This is a genomic window from Sinorhizobium sp. KGO-5 (genome assembly GCF_036245905.1).
Taxonomy (GTDB): Bacteria; Pseudomonadota; Alphaproteobacteria; order Rhizobiales; family Rhizobiaceae; genus Sinorhizobium; species Sinorhizobium meliloti_A.
On the sequence record NZ_BDIZ01000006.1, the window covers coordinates 1 to 19,890 of the forward strand.

Sequence of the window (19,890 nt, forward strand, 5' to 3'; positions counted from 1 at the left end):
CCACCGCGCCAGCCATTTATAGCCCACATCGGCACTGATCCCGAACCGCCGGCACAGCTCCCGGCGGTTCGCACCCTCCGCCAGCGCCAGCCGCACAAATTCCTGCCTCTCTCCCATAACCGACACCTCTTTCCACGGCATGGACAACCTCCTCTCGAAGCCGATCCATGCCAGTATGAACGTGTCAGCCATCTCCCCGAACACCTGTCAGTCATGTCTCCGGGCTATACAACGAGCACAGGGATGAGGATGAGGAGAGATTGCAGTCCTCCGGAAAGTTTCTACAGCGCCACGCGTCTTATGAGACGCGCAAAGGTCGCTGTAGCACGTTGAGCTGCTGCATGTTTTTGTCCATTGATCGGCTACGATCAAAGGACACCTACAGTGGCGCACGGTCGGTACGCAAGGAATTCAAGCGCATCGCCATGCGTGCCGAGAAAACCGAACAGGCCTTAGCTCGTCCGCAGGGTTTGGGCCATGGCGCGGATGATCATGACGGCCGAGGCGGCGCCGGGATCCATGTGTCCGAGCGAGCGCTCTCCGACCCGGGCCGCGCGGCCCTTCGTTGCGACCATGGAACGCGTCGCGCTGGCGCCGTTTTCGGCGGCTGCGGTGACATCCGCCCAGAATGCCTCGGCGGACTTGCCGGCTGCGGCCGCCTGCGCCCCCGCGTCGGCGGCGGGAAGCCAGACGTCGAGCATCGTCTTGTCGCCGCGCTGCCCCTTGCCGCGCTCGCCTATGCCGGAGGCAACCGCCTGGATGAGAAGGGAGCAGGCCTCGAGGTCCAGTGTGTCGCGTCCTTCCAGGGCCTGGGCCGCACGTCGGAAGGCGGTGGCGTAAAGCGGTCCCGTCGAGGCTCCGACGGCGTTCAGGAAGGCGCTTGCCGCCGCCGTCATGACACCGCTCAGCCCGGCGCTGCCTGCATCCGTCCTCGCAAGTTCGCCGGTCACGGCAGAAAAGCCGATCGCCATGGTGATCCCGTGATCGGCATCGCCGATTGCGCCGTCAAGCTCGGACAGATGGTCCCTCTCCGCCTCGATGGCACTGGAGATCGCCTCGAACATTTCGATCAAGCGGCGCACCGCGCTTTCCGGCATCATTTTCCTCCCGCGGCCTTTAGGTGGATCCGCAACCACCCGCCAGGGCTTCGCCCAGTTCTAGTTGACCTTCAGAAACGCCGTTTCGCAAGGGTGATGAAGCAGATCGGACAATTCCTGATCAAGATGGAGAATGGTGATCGAAGCGCCGGCCATGTCCAACGAGGTGCAATAATGTCCGATCCAGTTCGCTTCGATCAGTATGTCCTTTGCCGCCAGTCGCTGCTGGACCCGCCGGAACAGGATATAGAGCTCCATCAGGGGCGTCGCTCCGAAGGAATTCACGAGCACGGCGACGCGCTCGCCGGGTGCTGCCTTCATCTCCTTGAAGATGCGGTCCATGATGCTGTCGGTAATCTCGTCCGCCGATCGGATGCGCTCGCGCGTCACGCCCGGTTCGCCGTGGATGCCCATGCCGACCTCCATGTCGTCCGGGCCTATCTCGAAATTGTGCCGTCGCGTCTGCGGCATCGAGCCGGGTTCGAGCGCGACGCCCACCGTATAGGTGCGCAGGTTCGCCTTGCGCGTGACGGCTTCGCAGGCTTCCAGCGACAGGCCGCGATCGCAGGCTGCGCCCGCGACCTTGAAGATGAAGAAGTTGCCGGCGACGCCGCGCCGGCCTTCGCGGTCCTCGACCGGCGAGGAGGCGACGTCATCCGTCGTCAGGACAGTCCTTACCTTGATGCCCTTTTCTTCGGCAATTTCAGCCGCCATCTCGAAATTCATCACATCGCCGGCATAGTTGCCGTAGACGAAGAGCACGCCTTCGCCTCCGGACGCGGCCTCGGCGCATTGCACGATCGGATCGGGCGGCGGCGAGGAAAAGATGTTCCCCATGGCAACCGCATCGGCAAGACCCTTGCCGACATAACCGAGGAAGCACGGCTCGTGCCCCGTGCCCCCGCCGATGACTAGGCCAACTTTTCCGGGCCTGGGGCCGCTGCGCGCGACGAGCGCCCGGTGCGATCCGTTGATCGGCTGCAGATATTCCTGGTGCGCCCTGACGACCCCTTCGAGCATTTCTTCGACGACTTCGTTCGGGTTGTTGAGGAATTTCTTGACGTGGGTGCGATAGGAGCTCGGTGTCTGGACAAGCTTCGGCCGGTGCGAAAGCTTGGCGTCGAGTGCCCTGACGCCGTCGGCCCGCAAGATGCCGTGACCGGTCGCCGCGTCGGTGATGAGCACGTTGACATAGCCGCCGCGTAGCGCCGCGAGCAGGGCCGGCACCTTGTCGAAGCCGCCGGCGACCGCAATGCGCGTGCCTATCTTGCGGAGCAGGTCCAGCGAGATGCCGACCGTACGATCGTCGAGCGGGCCGGCGACCGGACGGCCGCGTTCATCGATGAAACGGCCCGCGACGACGCCGACTGCGCCGGCTGCCAGATAGTCCTGCAGCGAGACCGTTTCGAAGAAACCGCTGGTATGAATGGTGGAATTCGGCCGAAGCGAGGAGATGCCGAAAAGCACCCGGTTTGCCCTTGCTAGAGTCGCGAACTGCTCCTGAACCAGAGGTTCCTCCAGAAGCATATGCAGGAGTTCGGGCGATTTGACCACGGCCGGCGCGGTGATGTTGACGCAGCGGGCTGAAATTGCCCGTGCGACCGCCGAGGCACAAAGCTCCGGCGTATAGGCAAATGAGGCCGTGGTGCCGCCGGTCGCCTGAACCACCGTCATGTCCTGAAGGGAAGCGATCCCGGCGTGCTCGCCGACCGAAAGCACGGTGCGGCCCCAGGCGACGGCGAGCGTATCGCCGGATTTCAGGAGTTTTGGAAGCGCCTGCGCCCCGGCCGCTCCGAGGCGGTCGATCAAAGGACGCGCATTGTCGTCGCTCGGGACCACGAGGCAGTCGGTCAGGCCGAAATGCCGCTTCAATTCCTGGGCGATGGTGAGCGATGCCAGTCGCGCCGGCTCGATCGAAATGTTGACGATGCCTTTTTCGCGGGCGTCGGCGAGGTAGCTGTTTACCGTCGCCCGCGACACACCCATGGCCTCGGCGATCTCGCCCTGCGTCATGCCGTCTTCGTAATAAAGCCAGCAGGCCCAGACATAGGGGTCGTCACCGTAGCGCAAGGGAATCGCGTCCGAAGCATCGATCGTACCGCTTCGATTGGCAGCGCCCTTGCGCGGAGAAGGTGTCTTGATCGTCATGCAGTCCTGTACTTCCCCTGTTTCGGACCGCGAGGATGGAAGCAACGCCGTGCTTTTGCAATGGGGGCTGGGTGCCGCTGCCCCCTTTGCGCGCAATCGCGAAACCGCGGCGTCAGGCGAGCCGGGCGCGAGCCCCGTGCGACAACTCCCTGAGGATGATCGCACAGGAGGTGGCGCCGGCGTCCAAGACGCCGAGCGAGCGTTCGCCGAGGCGGCTCGCCCGCCCGATCTTGGCGACGAGATCGCGCGTCGAATCGCGGCCGGCCTCCGCCGCCGATACGAGTGCGTCGAGCGCTTCGGCGAAGGGCTTGCCGTCGGCAGTCGCCGCATCGAAGGCGTCCACCGCGGGCACCAAGGTGTCGAGCAGCGTCTTGTCGCCCACCTTGGCGGAGCCGATCGACCGGATGCCTTCGAGCCCCGCATGAAGCATGCGGCTATAGGCGGCGGCGTCGATTGCATCGGCACCCTCGATCTTTTCGGCGAATTCGGTGAACATCACGCCGTAGAGCGGCCCCATCGATCCGCCGATCTCCGTCATCAGCACGGTGCCGAGCGTATCGAGCGCCTCTGCAAGAGAGGCGTCTTTGCCCTTCAGGCGTTCTGCGGCAAGGCCAAAGCCCTTGGCCATGTTCACCCCGTGATCGCCATCGCCGATCTTGCCGTCGATCTCGCTCAGATAGGCGCGGTTTTCGATGATCCGGTCGGCAAGCGTGAGGACGATGTCGCCGGCTTTTGCATTTTCAAACGTCTGCATGTCCATTTCCTCAGAGAACGGCGGTGCAGCGGACCTCGACATCGAGGAGCGCCTTGAGTTCGTCGTCGAGCGCCATGACCGTCAGCGTCGCTCCGACCATTTCGAGCGAGGTGAAGTAGTTGCCGACGAAGGTGCGGTAGATCCTGAGGCCTCGTGCGGTGATCTCGCGCTCGATCGTGTCGTTCAGGATGTAGAGTTCGTTGAGCGGTGTCGCGCCGAGGCCGGAGACGAGCACAGCCACTTCCGTGCCCTCTGGCAGGTCGTGATCGTCCAGCACGATCTTGCACATGTCGACCGCGACCTCTTCGGCGGTCTTCAGCGCTTCGACGCGCACGCCGGGCTCACCGTGATGGCCGATGCCGACTTCCATCGTGCCGGGCTCGATCCGGAAGTTCGGATGCCCGACCGCGGGCAAGGTGCAGGGGCCGAGCCCGACCCCGATCGAGCGGCAATTGTCGATCGCCTTCTGAGAAGCCGCACGGACCTCTTCGAGGCTCGCGCCGGCGGCCGCCTTGGCCCCGCCGATCTTCCACATGAAGATTTCTCCGGCGACGCCGCGCCGCTTCTCGCGCTCTTCGGGCGGCGCGGAGCACACGTCGTCATTGGCGACGACCGTCGCGACTTCGATCCCTGCCTTGGCCGCGAGCTTCACCGCCATCTTCACGTTCATGTTGTCGCCGGCATAATTGCCGTAGAGGCAGACGACGCCCTTGCCGCCGTTCGCTTCGCGCATCGCGTCATGAAAGCTCTTGGCCGTCGGTGACGAAAAGAGTTCGCCGACTGCAACCGCGTCCAGCATGTTGCGGCCGGTGTAGCCGATGAAGGCAGGCTCGTGGCCGGAGCCGCCGCCGGTCACGACACCCACCTTGCCGGCAACCGGCGCGCCCCTGGCGACGATGACGCGCGGATTTTCTCCGAGGCGAACGATGTTGGCATGCGCCTTGACGAAACCTTTGACGGTATCCTCGACGACTTCGTCCGGATTGTTGATGAAACGCTGCATGGCAGTCCTCTTTTGTCCGTCGCTGGCGATACGGCTCAGCGCAACACTACGTTGAATCTAACATCGTCTGCCGGAGCAGACCGGGGCCTCCCGGCGCGGTTCGCGCGCCAGGCCGGCTGGAAAATCTTGATCGAGAGCTCCTCCCTGGTGACCAGCGGATCATGCCGTACTGCGAATTTCCTACATAATTCAAACATGGCTCGACAAATGTCAACATTCACGTTAGATTGCCGAAAATTCGAGAGGGATGGAAGGAGTTATTTCCGAGATTTCCATGGCTTCTCAAGGACTTGCTCGTCAGTCCACTGCGGTCGCCCCCGGCGATCGGCTGGACCGGCAGGAAGTCGACGGGGTGTGAAGCGCCCCTGAAATGCGGTGTGGGAGAGGCTGAATGAAAAGCATGTTTGCCGACCGGCAATTCAACTTTCTTGTGGCGACCAACGCTCTCGTGGTCGCGCTCGCTGCGGTGTTCGCAGGAGACACATTTCTCAGCCTCTACAATTTCCAGTCGATGTCCGCTCAGGTACCGGAGCTTGCGCTGCTGGCTCTCGGCGTAATGCTCGCCATGATCGCCGGAGGCGGCGGCATCGATCTGTCCGGCATCGCGCTCGCCAATCTTGCCGGGGTAGGCTCCTATCTGCTGGTGCGCGATTGGGTTTCGGCCGATGAAGCGCCACTCGCTTTTTCGTGGCTGTTCGCGGTGGTGGCGCTGATCATCGGTCTCGCCGGCGGCTTGCTGAACGGTGCCTTGATCGCCTTCGCCGGGCTCACGCCGATCATCGCCACGCTTGGCACGCAGCTATTTTTCACAGGTCTCGCCGTTGCTTTCACCAACGGCTCGGCGATCACCCTCGGCTATATCGAGCCCCTCGACAATTTCGGCAATACCCCGGTACTCGGTGTGCCGATGTGCTTCACGCTCTTCGTCGCCATCGCGGTCCTGATCGGTGTCGTGCTCCGCTTCACGCCGTTCGGTTTCAAGCTCTACCTGATGGGCAGCAATGCCAAGGCCGCCCGTTACGCCGGCATTCCGCAGCGCCGAATGCTTCTTCTGACCTATACCGTCTGCGGAGTGCTTGCTTCCATCGCTGGGATCATCATCGCCGCCCGCACCTCAAGCGTGAAGTGGGACTATGGCAGCTCCTACGTCCTCATCGCCATTCTGATCGTCGTGATGGCGGGTGTACGGCCTGACGGCGGGTACGGACGCACGGTCTGCGTCGTCCTCTCCGCGACGGCGCTTCAGATGCTGTCCAGCCTGTTCAATTTCCTCGATATCTCGAATTTCTTCCGCGACTGCGCCTGGGGACTGCTTCTGATCGTGTTCCTGGCAACGTCGCGCGTCGATCTCCGCGCATATCTTTCGCCGCGACGCTGATCCCGAGGTCCCCAAACGGCGCAATGCCCCCCGCCGTCGATTTCTGGTCGGGCAAACAACAAGTGATGAGGAGACACTCATGTCTGTCTACAAGAAGATTGCCGCCTGCACGGTCGCTTTGGGTGCGCTTTGCGCTGCCCAGCTTGCGGTCGCGCAGGACGCCCCCTCCGTCGTTACCGTCGTCAAGGTGACCGGTGAGAATTGGTTCACGCGCATGGAGGAAGGTGTCGTTGCCTATGGCAAGGACAATCCAGCTGTGTCGACGAGTCAGATCGGACCGGCCAAGGCCGACGCGGCCCAGCAGCTTCGCCTCATCGAAGACCTCGTCGCGAAGAACGTCAACGCAATCGCCGTCGTGCCGATGGACCCTTCCGCTCTCGAAGGCGTCTTCAAGCGGGCGATGAACCGCGGCATCAAGATCATCACGCACGAAGCCGACAGCCTGAAGAACACGCAGGTCGATATCGAGGCCTTCGATAACAAGGTCTTCGGCGCGCGCTTCAACGAGAAGCTGGCCGAATGCATGGGCAAGTCCGGCAAGTGGACGTCGTTCGTCGGGTCGCTCGGCAGCCTCACGCACGTGCAGTGGGCCGACGGCGGTGCGGAGAACGCCAAGAAATATCCGGAAATGGAACTCGTTTCGGAGAAGAACGAATCCTTCAACGACGCCAACAAGGCTTACGAGAAGGCGCGCGAGATCCTGCGCAAGTATCCTGACATCAAGGGCTTCCAGGGTGGCTCGGCGATTGACGTGATCGGGATCGGCCGCGCGGTCGAGGAAGCCGGCCTCGTCGGCAAGGTTTGCGTCGTCGGCCTCGGTCTGCCGAAGGACACGGCCAAGTATCTCGAATCGGGTGCCGTCCAGAGCATCTCCTTCTGGGACCCGAAGGATGCCGGCTACGTCATGAACAAGGTCGCCCAGCTCGTGATCGAGGGCAAGGAAATCACGGACGGCATGGATCTCGGGGTGCCGGGTTACAACAAGGTGTCGGTGAAGAAGGGCCCCGGCGACGGCATCATCGTTGTCGGCGAAGCCTGGGTCGACGTCGATAAGTCCAACTACAGCCAGTATCCGTTCTGATCGCGCATCGAAGGGATACGCGGCTGCAGCCGCATCCGCCGGCAGGGATGGCCCTGCCGGCGAACTGACCGCAACTCCGGACCATGCCAATGCAGTCGACTATCATTGCCGAGAAGAAGATGCCCTCCGCAGAGTCGCGGAGCGATACGCCTTTTCTGGAAGTTCGCGACCTGGAGAAGCGCTTTGGCGGCGTTCGCGCCCTGAAGGGGGTGAGCTTCACGATCGAGCGCGGCCGTACCTACCATCTCATGGGCGAGAACGGATGCGGCAAGAGCACGCTCATCAAGATCATCTCCGGCGCCCAGCCGGCAGATGGAGGTGAGCTTGCGATCAACGGTAAAAAGGTCGAGGGCCTGACGCCGATCGGCGCCCTGGCAGCCGGCATCGAGACGGTTTATCAGGACCTGTCGCTTCTTCCCAATCTGAGTGTCGAGGAGAATGTCGCGCTGACGCAGCAGCTGGTTGCCTCCAACGGCAGCCTCGCGCGGCGTCTCGACCTCAAGGGCCTGCGGGAGACGGCCGTCCGTGCATTGAAGGACGTCGGCCTGCCGACGGAGCCCGCCTTTCTGGCGACACCCGTCGAAGAACTCCCCATCGCAACGCGCCAGCTCATTGCCATTGCCCGCGCGATCGCTTCCGATGCCGGCCTGGTCATCATGGATGAGCCGACGACCGCTTTGACGCGGCGCGAAGTGGACAACCTCATTCGCGTCGTGCACGGCCTGCACGCCAAGGGCGTATCTGTCCTTTTCGTCACGCACAAGCTCGACGAATGCAAGGCGATCGGCGGGCAGGCGATCATCATGCGGGACGGCCTGAAGGTTGCCGAATGCGACGTCGCCACTCAGTCGAAGACCGAACTCGGCTTCTGGATGACGGGCAAGAAACTCGACGACACGCGTTATCGCGTCGATTCGCATGGTGACGAGACGCTGCTCTCGGTGGAGCGGCTCGGGGCCGCCGGCTTCGACGATGTCAGCTTCACGGTCTCCAAGGGCGAGATATTCGGGATTACGGGACTTCTCGATTCCGGGCGAAACGAGCTTGCGCTTTCGCTGGCCGGCGTGGAACCGGCGCGGCGGGGCTCGGTACAGCTCGCAGGCAGACGGGCCGATCTGTCGTCGCCCGCCTCTGCGATCGAGGCCGGCATCGGCTATGTTCCGGAGGACCGCCTGTCTGAAGGGCTTTTCCTTGGGAAATCCATCCGCGAGAATATCGTCATGGCGGTCCTCGATCGACTGCGGGGCGCTTTCGGCCTCCTCGACAGCCGCCGGGCGAAGGCTCTGGCACAGAAAACGGTCGACGATCTGCAGGTTGCGACTCCGGATATCGACAACCCCGTCATGTCCCTTTCAGGGGGCAACCAGCAGAGGGTTCTGATCGGCCGCTGGCTGACGATCGAGCCGAGCCTGCTCATCCTGCATGGCCCAACCGTCGGCGTCGACGTCGGATCGAAGGACACGATATTCCGCATCATTCAGCGCCTTGCACGAGACGGCATGAGCGTCGTCATCATCAGCGATGATCTGCCCGAGCTTCTGCAGAACTGCGACCGCGTGATGGTGATGCGCAAAGGTCGGGTCGCCGATATCTTTCCGGCCGAAGGGCTTGAGGAAGACGCAATCTACAAGTCGATGATGGCCGAAGACGGCCAGGGAGTTCAATAACATGGCCGATGTCGCAGCGACCCCCGTCAGCGGGACCGAGGGAGTGCCCGCCGCAGTCCGGACCATGCGCTGGTTTATCCGCCACCCTCCGGCCGTTACCTTCCTCCTCGTCGTGATCGTCTGCATCGTCGTGGGCACGATCAATCCGGACTTCTGGCAGGTTTCCAACCTGTTCGACATGGCACGCTCCACCGTCGTGCGCGGCCTCTTCGCGCTTGGCGTTCTCGTCGTGCTGGCATCCGGCGGGCTCGACGTCTCGTTCACGGCCATTGCTGCGCTGGTGATGTACGTCATCACCATGCTGGTCACGAATTATGCGCCGGATCTGTCCATCTGGCCGATCCTTGGCATCGCAGCCGCCGGCGGCGCGATCCTCGGCATCTGCAACGGCTTGCTGGTCCACGCATTGAAGGCGCCCTCACTGATCGTGACGATCGGCACGCAATATGCGATCCGCGGGTTTCTGCTGACCTTCATCGGAACGGCACTGTTCATGAACATCCCCGAATCCATGGACGCTTTCGGAAAGCTCGCGCTTTTACGGCACGAGGGGGCGAATGGTGCGGTCTCGACTTTGCCCGCCTATTTCCTCGTACTGGTCGTCGCTGCACTCGCCACCTGGTATATCCTCAAGCGGACCCTTATAGGCCGGGCTATCTATGCGGTTGGCGGAAACGCCAGTATCGCTTCGCGTCTCGGATACAACCTGCGCACTGTCCACGTGTTCGTCTTTGCCTATGCCGGTCTGCTCGCCGGGATCGCGGGTATCATGCACGTGTCGAGCAATCGTCTCGCCAACCCTTTCGATCTGGCGGGGTCGGAGCTGGACGTCATTGCCGCGGTCGTCCTTGGTGGCGCGCGCATCACCGGAGGCTCGGGTACGGTGCTCGGAACACTTCTCGGGGTACTGCTGATCACGCTCGTCAACAATGTGCTGATCCTCGTCGGCATCCCGAGCACGTTTCAACTTGCAATCATCGGGCTCTTCATTGTCGCCGCCGGTGCCATGTTCTCCATCAGACCGAAAAGCTGAGCGCTGACGGATGTGAAGACGTGCTGCGATCCGCAGTGTTACTGAAGGCCATCGGCGAGCCATGCTTCGACGCCGCGGGCCGCAGCACGGCCCATGGCGAGGCACGCGGTGAGGAGATAGCCGCCGGTCGGCGCCTCCCAGTCGAGCATTTCTCCGGCGGCGAAGAGGCCGGGGAGCGCCTTCAGCATGTAGCGGTCATCGATGGCGTTCAGGCGGATGCCGCCGGCCGATGAGATCGCTTCGGCGATCGGCCGTGTTGCGAGCACCGGAACGGGCAAGGCCTTGATCACGGCAGCGAGTTGCTCCGGCGCGGCTCGTGCCGCCTCCGTCGAGAGTTCGCGCAGCAATGCCGCCTTGACAACGTCGAGCCCCGCGCCCTTGCGCAGGCGGTTGGAGAAGCTCGCCTTGCGGTCTTGTCGCGCGAGATCCCGCGCGAGCCTGTCGGCCGAGCGGCCGGGTGTGAGGTCAAGGAGGAGCGCCGCCTTGCCGTCCCGGTCCAGCCGGTCGCGCAGGCTTGCCGCATGGGCGTAGACGAGGCTGCCTTCGATGCCGTGGCGGCTCACCACGAATTCGCCCGGGATCGTCCCCGCATCGGATGTTGCGATAACGCCTTTCAGCGGTTGGCCGGCAAAACGCTCGCGGAAAACCTGCGTCCAGGCGACGTCGAAACCGCAATTGGCAGGGCGGAAATCGCTGATCGGCACGCCTCTCGCCCGCAGCAACGGCACCCAGGCGGCGTCGGAGCCGAGCCGTGGCCAACTTGCGCCGCCAAGCGCCAGGAGAGCCGCGTCGCAACGAACGACCGTCGTCCCTTCCGGCGTATCGAATACGTAGCCGTTCTCCGTGAAACCCGACCAGCGATGGCGGGTGAGAAGCCGGACGCCCTGGGCCTCCAGCCGGCGGAGCCAGCTGCGCAACAGCGGCGAGGCCTTCATAGCCTTCGGAAACACGCGGCCGGAAGAGCCGACGAAGGTCTCCGCGTCAAGTCCGGCTGCCCAGGCGCGCACGTCCTGCGGGGTAAAGGCATCAAGGGCCGGGCGCAGGCTTGCCGAAGCATCGCCGAAGCGCGCTGCGAAGTCCCGGTACGCTTCGGAATGGGTTATGTTCAGGCCGGATTTTCCCGCGAGCAGGAATTTGCGCGCCGCGGTCGGCATAGCCTCGTAGACGGTCACCGCATGGCCCGAGCGGGACAAGACTTCCGCGGCCATCAGACCGGCGGGACCGCCGCCGATAATTGCGATTTCTTTTCTTTCCATCTGTGGACCACCCAGGATCTCCTCAGGCTCTCTTGGCCTGCGGCGGGCCAGGGCGCAAGCAGATTGAGGCGATTTGCGTGCCAAGCGGCTGGCGGGATGGGGAAAGGGTGCGCGGTTTTCGCGAACCAAATGGGGAAGGCGGCGCGGGCCGCCTTCCCCATCCGAGAGCGTCAGAGCGTTGCGCCGACCTTGCGAAGTTCGGCGAGAACCGGTGCCTTCGGCAGCCAGATCTTGTCGTATTCGGCGATGATCCGTCCGGCATCGGCGACGGTGACATCCTTGATCGGAATGCCTGCGCCGGCGAATTTTTCGAGGAGGGCCGGCTCGTTGGCGACGGTCGCGTCGATCTGCTCGTCGAGCGCTGCCTTGGTAAGGCGGGCGATGATCTCCCGGTCGGCCTCGGGAAGGGTCTGCCAGACGCGACCGGAGGCCAGCGCGACGCAGGGCATGAAGATGGCGTTCATCTTCAGCATGGTCTTGGACACCTTGTCGAAGCGCTGGTTCCAGGAGAAGTCGAGGTCCGCCTCCAGACCGTCCACCTGGCCGTTCGACATTGCGTCGAAAACGGCCGGTGTCGGGATCGGCGTCGGCGCTGCGCCGAGCAGCTGGTAGAAATCGCGGTAGGCGGGCGTCGTATTGATGCGCAGCTTCATGCCGTTGATGTCGTCGAGCCCGGCGATCTCCTTGGCCGAGAAGACGACGCGCATGGTGGTGATGCCCCAGGCAAGGCCGACCGTTCCGGTCTCGGCCGGAAGGACGTCGAGGAGCTTCATGGCGACCGGCTCACGCACGAGCTTGGCGACCTTGGCAGTCGAATCGACGACCCAGGGCGCGTTGATCGCGGCAACGGCGGGAATGCGCGAGCCGAGTTCGGCGGTCATGATCCAGCCGAGATCGAGCGCGCCGCTCTGCATCTGCTGCAGCATGGCGGCCTCGTTGCCGAGCTGGCCGGCCGGAAAGACCGAGATCGACAGGCGACCGTTCGTCTCTGCCTTGAGGGCTTCGCCCACCTTGAGTGCGGCATTGTTCCAGGGATGTCCCGGCGGCGTGACGATGCCGAGGCGCAAGGTGCGCGTTTCCTGCGCGCGCACGAGCGACGGCGTGGCGAGCGAGAGGGCTGCGCCGGCGGCAACGCCGCCAAGGAAGGTTCTGCGAGAAAATGTCATGGAAGATCCTCTGGCTGGTTCGTTGTGGTTATCGGGCGAAGAAGGTCGAGAGCGAAGGAATGAGCGACAGGAGCACGAGCATGAGACAGGAGACGAAGAAGAAGGGCAGCGTCACCAGGAACATCTTGCCGGGCTTTGCGCCGGTCACCGCGGCCGCCACGAAAAAGCAGAGCCCGACGGGCGGCGAGAGGAAGCCGAGCACAAGGTTGAGGACCACGACGACGCCGAAATGGATCGGGTCGATGCCGTAGACCTCGGTCGCGATCGGCAGGAGGATGGGCACGGTCATGATGAGTCCGGGGGCGCCGTCGATCACCGTGCCGATGACGAGCAGGATAACGTTGACGAGCAACATGAAGGTGACCGGATCCGAGGCGACGGTCTGGACCCAGCCGGCGACCTGCTGCGGCACCATGCCGTAGACAAGTACCCAGGAGAAGACCGCGGCGGCCGCGACGAGGAAGAGGACCACGGCCGAATAGATCCCGGCGCGCAGCATCATTCGAGGAAGATCGGAGAATTTGAGCTCGCCGATCCAGAAGCGGCCGACGAGCACCGCTGCAACGGCGCCGACGGCTGCGGCCTCCGTCGCGTTGGCGAGGCCGGAGAGGATCGAGCCGACGATGACGAAGGGGATGAGAAGCGTAGGCAGCGCATCCAGGACGATACGGATGCGCTCCTTGAGCTTCATGCGCTCGCCGCGCGGATAGTTGTAGACGAAACCCATCGCCGCGATGACGAGGCAGAAGGCTACAGTCAGCAGAATTCCGGGCACAATTCCTGCGGCCAGCATATCGCTTACCGGAACCTGCGCGAGCACGCTGTAGACGACGAACATGATCGACGGGGGGATGATGGGACCGAGCATGCCCGAATAGGCGGTGAGCCCGGCGGCGAAGGTCTTGTCATAGCCCTTCTTCTCCATCTCCGGCACCATCATCTGCGCCATGACGGCAACCTGCGCCGTGGCCGATCCGAGTATCGAGGCGACGAACATGTTGGCGAGCAGGTTGACATAGGCAAGCCCACCGCGCATCGCGCCGACGAAAGCCATCGTCATGTCGATGATGCGCCGGGTGATGCCGCCGCCGTTCATGATCTCGCCGATCAGCACGAAGAGCGGAATGGAGATCAGCCCGTAATTGTCGACGCCGCCGAAGAGCTGCGTCGGAAAGCTCTGGAAGAGCAGGGGATTTCCGGAGGCGAAGATATAGACGATGCTGCCGAGGCAGAGGCAGACGCCGATCGGAACGCCGACGAGCATGAAGAGGAGGAAGGCGGCGGTGGTGACCATCAGTTCACTCCCTCGGCGCTCGAAAGTTCGCGCCGCTCACGCTGAGGCGACAGACCCAGGTCTTCGACGAGATTGGCGGCGCAATGGACGGTCATGGTCACGGCGAAGAGCGGAATGACGAGGCTGATCGCCCAGATCGGCCAATTCAGCGTCTGGCTGCGCTCGGTATAGAGAAAGTTGAAGCTCTCGGCCGCGAAGGCCTTAGCGTCGAAGCCGGCGCGGATGATGCCGACGGGGTCCATCCACATCCAGCAGAATGTCGCAAGCGCAAGGGCGAACAGGAGGACGAGCAGTGTCGAGGCAGCGCGCATCCAGCGCGCCGCCGCGGGCGGCAGGTAATCCGTCAGCAGCGTCACGGCGAAATCAAGTCTGAGACGCGTCAGCGCCGAGCCTCCGAGGAAGGCGAGCCAGACCATGGCGTATACGGCCGATTCATCGACCCAATAGAGCGGATGTCCGCTGTAGCGGGTGACGACGTTCAGGAGGATGAGCGCGAGAAGCACGCACATCAATCCGGCAACAGCGCGCTTTTCGAAGACGAGCATGGCTTCGGAGAGAGAGACGATGGCGCGCGCATAAAGCGGCGGCGCGACTGACTGGTTCATGACTGTTCCCTGGTTTCCGTATAAAGTAGATTTTATACATTCTTCGAGTCAATATCATTTTTGGCGGTATTCCTGTAGCGAGCGTCCATGGTGTCACATCTCAAACATCGCACCCTCTCCGGGGCATTAATCGAGGAAATCCGGCAGGCGATTCTCTCCGGGCGCTATCCGGCCGGCAGCCAGCTGCGCCAGGATGCGTTGGCCGAAACCTACGGCGTCAGCCGCATTCCGGTGCGCGAGGTCCTGTTTCAGCTCGAAGCCGAAGGGCTGGTCAGGATCGTGCCGCAGAAGGGGGCGATCGTCTCCGAACTGTCGCTCGCCGAGATCAACGACGTTTTCGAGCTGCGGACGCTTCTGGAACCGCGGCTCTTCCGCAAATCGGCGCCGCTTCTCGATGACGACGATTTCGCACGGGTGGAGGAGGTTCAAAACCGATTCCTCAGAGCGACGGCCGCAGGAGAAATCGACTCCTATGGCCAGCTCAATGCCGAGCTGCACCTGGCCCTCTACCGGCGCGCCGAGATGCCCCGGACACAGCAGATCGTCGCGTCTCTGCTGCAGACGAGCGACCGCTACACGCGCGTCCAGCTCTCAAGCGTCGCAGCGATGACCCGAGCGATGGAAGAGCATGCCGAGCTGATCCGCCTCTGCCGTGCGGGCGCTTTCGAGGAGGCGGCCGGCTTCCTGGTCTTCCACCTCAAGGCCGTGCATGAGGACCTGCTGTTCCGGTTGAAGGGACGCGAGTAGAGCCCCGCCAGAGAAGGATGGTCAAGCCTCCGGCGCCCGACCGGTCGACTCGCGCAGGATCAGCTCGACCGGCCAGAGCTCATGAATCTCCGTGGCGGGCCGTCCGGTGAGCAGCTGCAGGGTGAGGTCGGCCGAGCGCGCGCCGGCGGCGCGCAGGGACGACCGGCTCGTCGAAAGGGACGGAACCATGTTGTCGGCCGTGAGATAGGGGAAGACATCGTCATGGGCGATGACGGAGATGTGCTGCCCGACCACAAGGCCGACCGAACGCACGGCGCGATAGACGCCGAGCGCCGTCATCATCGAGCCGGCGACGAAGGCCGTCGGGCGAGGGGACTGCTCGAGGAAGGAACGGGCCGCGCGAAAACCGATCTCGTCGGTGAACTGGCCATGCGTGACGAGGCGCGGATCGAAGGGCAGCCCGCGCTGTTCAAGCGCCTCGCGATAGCCCTTGTCGCGGTGGTGCGTGAAAGTGAGACCGTCGCGGCCGTTGATGAGTGCGATCCGTCTATGGCCTAGGTCTAGGAGGTGCGAGGTGGCGCGGCGGATCGCGCCTTCGTTGTCGATATCGAGCCAGGCGTGCGGCACGTCGGTCTCGGAGCGGCCATGGACCAGAAAGGGAATGCCGAGCTTGTGGAGCAGCAGAATGCGCTCGTCGTTCGGCCTCGGTGAATGGATGATCACGGCGTCGACCCGTCCGCTCGTCGCCAGCCGGCTATAGAGCTGGAGCTCGGCTTTCATATCATGGTCGGCAACCGGGCTCACGAGAATGTCTATATCCTCGCTATCCAGCCGTTCGGCCATGCCGCTCATGAATTCGGAAAACTGGAATTCGTTGCGGCCCATAACGACGCCGATCGCGCCTGCGCGGCCCGTGACGAGGCGCACGGCGTTGATGTTCGGCCGGTAACCGAGGCGCACAGCCTCCTCGGCAACGCGCTTGCGGGTCTTCTCGCTGACTTCCGGATAGCCGCTCAGAGCACGGCTTACCGTCGTTGGAGAGAGCCCCAACTGTTGGGCGAATTCCTTAAGCTTCACTGTTCTTCCCTGCGCCCCTTCTGCGTATTGTCCGGGGATCGCTTCCGAAGCAAGTCACGCAGCAAATCGAAAAGCTGCATTCGCTCGTTTTTGCGCATCGCTTCGATGCGCGGCCCTGCAGACATTCGCGGCCGGACTATACCCGGTTTGCCGGCAGTGACAATCGGTGCCTTTACGTCGCGGACATGATCCAAATCGTTTTAAATTCCTGTGGATGAAGTATTCTTGCAAACCGGTTGAGCGCCGAGCCTGGTTGTGGCGATGCGGCGTTGCGCGTTGGATTAACGTTCTGATTATACGCTAAAAAATCCGAAATAGCCATGGCATTTACTTCCGCTTCGACCTCGGCTTGACAGCAGATTGTCCTTCTGACAGCTTCTGCGCACCCAAACCGTTTTCGAATTGCTGAGGAGCCTGCGGAATCGGGGGGAGTTTTGGAGGGACCAATGAACGTGAAGCCATTTGTAAGGACGCTGATTTCCTGCGCGGCGATCGTAGGCGCGATCGACCTTGCTGCGGCCGCCGAACTGTCTATGGCGGCCAATTCGACCGGCAAGAATCTGAGCTTTCTGCGGGACCAGATCGCCAAGTTCGAGAAGGAAACCGGTCACAAGGTCAACCTGGTGACCATGCCGGCTTCGAGCAGCGAGCAATTCAGCCAGTATCGACTCTGGCTTGCGGCCGGCAACAAGGATGTCGACGTCTACCAGACGGACGTCATCTGGGCTCCGCAGCTCGCCGAGCAGTTCGTCGACCTGACGGAGGCGACGAAGGATGTGGTCGGCGAGCACTTCCCCTCGATCATCCAGTCGCAGACGGTCAACGGCAAGCTCGTCGCTCTGCCCTTCTATACCGACGCGCCGGCGCTTTATTACCGCAAGGACCTGCTCGACAAATACGGCAAGACGCCACCCAAGACCTGGGACGAACTGGCGGCGACGGCGAAGGAGATTCAGGACAAGGAGCGTGCCGCCGGTAGTGCCGATATCTGGGGCTTCGTCTTTCAGGGCAATGCCTATGAGGGGCTCACCTGCAACGCGCTCGAGTGGATCAAGTCGTCCGGCGGCGGTCAGATCGTCGAGCCCGACGGCACGATCTCCGTCAACAACGAAAAGGCGGCGGCGGCCGTCGAGAAAGTCAAGGAATGGATCGGCACGATCGCGCCGAAGGGCGTGCTTGCCTATCAGGAAGAGGAATCACGCGGCGTCTGGCAGACCGGCAACGCAGTCTTCATGCGTAACTGGCCCTATGCCTACGCGCTCGGCAACGGCGACGACAGCGCCGTAAAGGGCAAATTCGAGGTGGCCCCGCTTCCGGCCGCCACGGACGGCGATCAGCCGTCTTCGACACTCGGCGGATGGAACCTCGCGGTCTCGAAATATTCCGACGAGCAGGAGGCGGCGATCGCCTTCGTCAAGTTCCTGGGCTCGGCCGAAACCCAGAAGGTGCGCGCCATCGAGCTTTCGAACCTGCCGACGATCGCGGCGCTTTACGACGATCCGGAAGTCGCGGCCGCCCAGCCGTTCATGCCGCATTGGAAGCCGATCTTCCAGAGCGCCGTGCCGCGCCCCTCGGCCGTGGCAAAGGTGAAGTACAACGAAGTGTCATCCAAATTCTGGAGCGCCGTGCACAACACGCTTTCGGGTAACGGAACGGCGGCGGAGAATCTCGAGCTTCTCGAAGTCGAACTGACGGAACTCAAGGGCGACGCCTGGTAAATCGCGAGACCCGGACGGCAGCTCTGCCGTCCGGGTCAAGATCAAACGGCACGGGCGGGACCCGCGCCAACCGGTAGGCTCACGTCATGACTGATCTCTCCCTCGCGGATCGGCCGGCTGCGCTTGCGCATGGCGGCAGGATAGGCTCGGACCTGCAGGCGCAACGGGTCCGTTCGGCCTGGCTCTTTCTCGCGCCGACCTTCCTCGTCCTGGCGCTCGTCGCCGGCTGGCCGCTCATCAGAACCATCTATTTCAGCTTCACCAACGCGTCGCTTACCAATCTGTCGGGCGCCGAATTCGTCGGCTTCGCCAATTATCTCTCATGGGTCACCCTGAAGAGCGGGCGGACGATTTACAGGGGCCTGCTTGCGGACCCCGCCTGGTGGAATGCGGTCTGGAACACGCTCAAATTCACGGTTCTTTCGGTCAGTATCGAAACGGCGCTGGGCCTTGTCGTCGCTTTGGTGCTAAACGCCCGGTTTCCCGGTCGCGGGCTTGTCCGTGCCGCGATCCTGATCCCATGGGCGATCCCCACCATCGTCTCCGCGAAAATGTGGGCCTGGATGCTCAACGACCAGTTCGGCATCCTCAACGACATGCTGCTCGGCCTCGGTCTGATCGGCGAGAAGATCGCCTGGACCGCCAGCCCCGACACAGCCATGATCGCCGTACTGATCGTGGACGTGTGGAAGACGACGCCCTTCATGGCGCTCCTGATCCTCGCCGGCCTGCAAATGGTGCCGGGCGATATTTATGAGGCGGCCAGAATCGACGGAGTCCATCCGGTACGTATCTTCTGGAGGGTCACCCTGCCGTTGATCCGGCCGGCGCTGATGGTCGCGGTCATCTTCCGCATGCTCGACGCGTTGCGCATTTTCGACCTCATCTATGTGCTGACGCCCAACAACGCGCAGACCAAGACCATGTCGGTCATGGCGCGCGAAAACCTTTTCGATTTCGACAAGTTCGCCTATGGGGCGGCCGCCTCGACCATGCTGTTCCTGATCATCGCGACGATCACGATCCTCTACATGTGGCTCGGCCGCCTGAATTTGAGCGGAGGAGAACGCTGATGGTCGTCGCGATCGCAAAGCGGGCCGCGTTCTACGCGCTGGTTGCCGTCATCATCCTCGTCGCAGTCTTTCCCTTCTATTACGCGATCCTGACGAGCCTGAAGTCCGGCACGGCGCTGTTTCGTATCGACTACTGGCCGACGGATATTTCGCTCGCCAATTATGCCGACATCTTTTCGCACGGAACCTTCGTGCGCAATCTCGGCAACTCGCTCCTCGTCGCCACGCTGGTGGTTGCCATTTCGCTGCTTCTTGCCGTGACCGCAGCCTATGCGCTTGCCCGGGTACGCTTCCGCGGCCGCGGGCTGCTTCTCCTGACGATCCTGTCGGTCTCGATGTTCCCGCAGATCGCCGTTCTTGCAGGTCTCTTCGAGCTCATTCGCTTCGTGGGGATCTTCAACACGCCGCTCGCGCTCATCTTTTCCTACATGATCTTCACGCTGCCGTTTACGGTCTGGGTCCTGACCACCTTCATGCGAGACCTGCCGATCGAGATCGAAGAGGCGGCGATCGTCGACGGCGCCTCGCCGTGGGTGGTGATCACCCGCGTCTTCATGCCGCTGATGTGGCCGGCGCTGGTGACGACCGGGTTGCTGGCCTTCATTGCGGCATGGAACGAGTTCCTCTTCGCGCTGACATTCACGTCGTCGAACACGCAGCGCACCGTGCCGGTCGCGATCGCCCTGCTTTCGGGCGGCAGCCAGTTCGAGATTCCCTGGGGCAACATCATGGCGGCATCCGTGATCGTCACCGTGCCTCTCGTGGTCCTCGTGCTGATCTTCCAGCGGCGGATCATTTCCGGCCTGACGGCCGGTGGCGTCAAAGGATAGGA

General features: G+C 62.9%; 18 protein-coding genes. 8 read left to right on the forward strand and 10 right to left on the reverse strand.

Going from position 1 to position 19,890, the window contains the following annotated elements; genetic code table 11:
- The 5 genes from BHD07_RS22490 to BHD07_RS22510 all read right to left on the reverse strand — a co-directional run.
- A partial coding sequence (locus tag BHD07_RS22490; RefSeq protein WP_338283444.1) for a helix-turn-helix domain-containing protein occupies positions 1-141 on the reverse strand: 141 nt, incomplete at its 3' end.
- 311 nt (positions 142-452) lie between these two features.
- The gene (dhaL, locus tag BHD07_RS22495) at positions 453-1,097 is read right to left on the reverse strand and encodes a dihydroxyacetone kinase subunit DhaL (protein WP_338283147.1); all 645 of its coding nucleotides are present in this window, start codon (positions 1,095-1,097) and stop codon (positions 453-455) included.
- Positions 1,098-1,157: 60 nt separating this feature from the next.
- Positions 1,158-3,245: a bifunctional sugar-binding transcriptional regulator/dihydroxyacetone kinase subunit DhaK gene (locus BHD07_RS22500; RefSeq protein WP_338283148.1), complete on the reverse strand. Its 2,088-nt coding sequence runs from the start codon at positions 3,243-3,245 to the stop codon at positions 1,158-1,160.
- Positions 3,246-3,357: 112 nt separating this feature from the next.
- Positions 3,358-3,999, reverse strand: coding sequence for a dihydroxyacetone kinase subunit DhaL (gene dhaL / locus BHD07_RS22505; RefSeq protein WP_338283149.1), 642 nt, complete (start codon positions 3,997-3,999; stop codon positions 3,358-3,360).
- Positions 4,000-4,009: 10 nt separating this feature from the next.
- Positions 4,010-5,002, reverse strand: a complete 993-nt coding sequence (locus BHD07_RS22510) for a dihydroxyacetone kinase subunit DhaK (RefSeq protein ID WP_338283150.1) — start codon at positions 5,000-5,002, stop codon at positions 4,010-4,012.
- A gap of 391 nt (positions 5,003-5,393) precedes the next feature.
- Here BHD07_RS22510 and BHD07_RS22515 point away from each other — a divergent pair, with 391 nt between their 5' ends.
- The 4 genes from BHD07_RS22515 to BHD07_RS22530 all read left to right on the forward strand — a co-directional run bounded on the left by BHD07_RS22515 (position 5,394) and on the right by BHD07_RS22530 (position 10,161).
- Entirely contained in the window at positions 5,394-6,380 is a 987-nt protein-coding gene (locus BHD07_RS22515) for an ABC transporter permease (protein WP_100672461.1), read from the forward strand.
- A gap of 79 nt (positions 6,381-6,459) precedes the next feature.
- Complete coding sequence (locus tag BHD07_RS22520) at positions 6,460-7,461, forward strand: autoinducer 2 ABC transporter substrate-binding protein (RefSeq protein WP_013850057.1); 1,002 nt, start codon at positions 6,460-6,462, stop codon at positions 7,459-7,461.
- 89 nt (positions 7,462-7,550) lie between these two features.
- Positions 7,551-9,128 carry a sugar ABC transporter ATP-binding protein gene (locus tag BHD07_RS22525; RefSeq protein ID WP_338283152.1) on the forward strand — a complete coding sequence of 526 codons (1,578 nt, stop codon included), beginning with the start codon at positions 7,551-7,553 and terminating at the stop codon, positions 9,126-9,128.
- A gap of 1 nt (position 9,129) precedes the next feature.
- On the forward strand, positions 9,130-10,161 hold the full coding sequence (locus BHD07_RS22530) for an ABC transporter permease (protein ID WP_018097946.1): 1,032 nt from the start codon (positions 9,130-9,132) through the stop codon (positions 10,159-10,161).
- Positions 10,162-10,199: 38 nt separating this feature from the next.
- Here the strand turns inward: BHD07_RS22530 and BHD07_RS22535 are convergent, their stop codons facing one another.
- The 4 genes from BHD07_RS22535 to BHD07_RS22550 all read right to left on the reverse strand — a co-directional run bounded on the left by BHD07_RS22535 (position 10,200) and on the right by BHD07_RS22550 (position 14,482).
- Entirely contained in the window at positions 10,200-11,417 is a 1,218-nt protein-coding gene (locus BHD07_RS22535) for a TIGR03862 family flavoprotein (protein ID WP_338283153.1), read from the reverse strand.
- A gap of 170 nt (positions 11,418-11,587) precedes the next feature.
- Positions 11,588-12,583 carry a TRAP transporter substrate-binding protein gene (locus tag BHD07_RS22540; RefSeq protein ID WP_017271755.1) on the reverse strand — a complete coding sequence of 332 codons (996 nt, stop codon included), beginning with the start codon at positions 12,581-12,583 and terminating at the stop codon, positions 11,588-11,590.
- A 28-nt stretch (positions 12,584-12,611) separates the two neighbouring features.
- Positions 12,612-13,877: a TRAP transporter large permease gene (locus BHD07_RS22545; protein ID WP_338283154.1), complete on the reverse strand. Its 1,266-nt coding sequence runs from the start codon at positions 13,875-13,877 to the stop codon at positions 12,612-12,614.
- A complete protein-coding gene (locus BHD07_RS22550; protein ID WP_338283155.1) occupies positions 13,877-14,482 on the reverse strand; it encodes a TRAP transporter small permease in 606 nt (201 codons plus the stop codon). The genes BHD07_RS22545 and BHD07_RS22550 overlap by 1 nt, the downstream gene beginning before the upstream one ends.
- Before the next feature lie 87 nt (positions 14,483-14,569).
- On the opposite strand from BHD07_RS22550, the gene BHD07_RS22555 reads away from it, so the two are divergent.
- Positions 14,570-15,229, forward strand: coding sequence for a GntR family transcriptional regulator (locus BHD07_RS22555; protein ID WP_338283156.1), 660 nt, complete (start codon positions 14,570-14,572; stop codon positions 15,227-15,229).
- A 21-nt stretch (positions 15,230-15,250) separates the two neighbouring features.
- On the opposite strand, the gene BHD07_RS22560 is transcribed toward BHD07_RS22555, so the two are convergent.
- Positions 15,251-16,267, reverse strand: a complete 1,017-nt coding sequence (locus BHD07_RS22560) for a substrate-binding domain-containing protein (protein WP_100672452.1) — start codon at positions 16,265-16,267, stop codon at positions 15,251-15,253.
- A 446-nt stretch (positions 16,268-16,713) separates the two neighbouring features.
- On the opposite strand from BHD07_RS22560, the gene BHD07_RS22565 reads away from it, so the two are divergent.
- The 3 genes from BHD07_RS22565 to BHD07_RS22575 all read left to right on the forward strand — a co-directional run bounded on the left by BHD07_RS22565 (position 16,714) and on the right by BHD07_RS22575 (position 19,888).
- Positions 16,714-17,985 (forward strand): ABC transporter substrate-binding protein, encoded by a 1,272-nt coding sequence (locus BHD07_RS22565; RefSeq protein WP_100672451.1) that lies wholly within the window; start codon positions 16,714-16,716, stop codon positions 17,983-17,985.
- An 86-nt stretch (positions 17,986-18,071) separates the two neighbouring features.
- A complete protein-coding gene (locus BHD07_RS22570) occupies positions 18,072-19,058 on the forward strand; it encodes a carbohydrate ABC transporter permease (protein ID WP_338283157.1) in 987 nt (328 codons plus the stop codon).
- Positions 19,058-19,888: a carbohydrate ABC transporter permease gene (locus tag BHD07_RS22575; protein ID WP_275598717.1), complete on the forward strand. Its 831-nt coding sequence runs from the start codon at positions 19,058-19,060 to the stop codon at positions 19,886-19,888. The genes BHD07_RS22570 and BHD07_RS22575 overlap by 1 nt, the downstream gene beginning before the upstream one ends.
- The last annotated feature ends 2 nt before the right edge of the window (positions 19,889-19,890 follow it).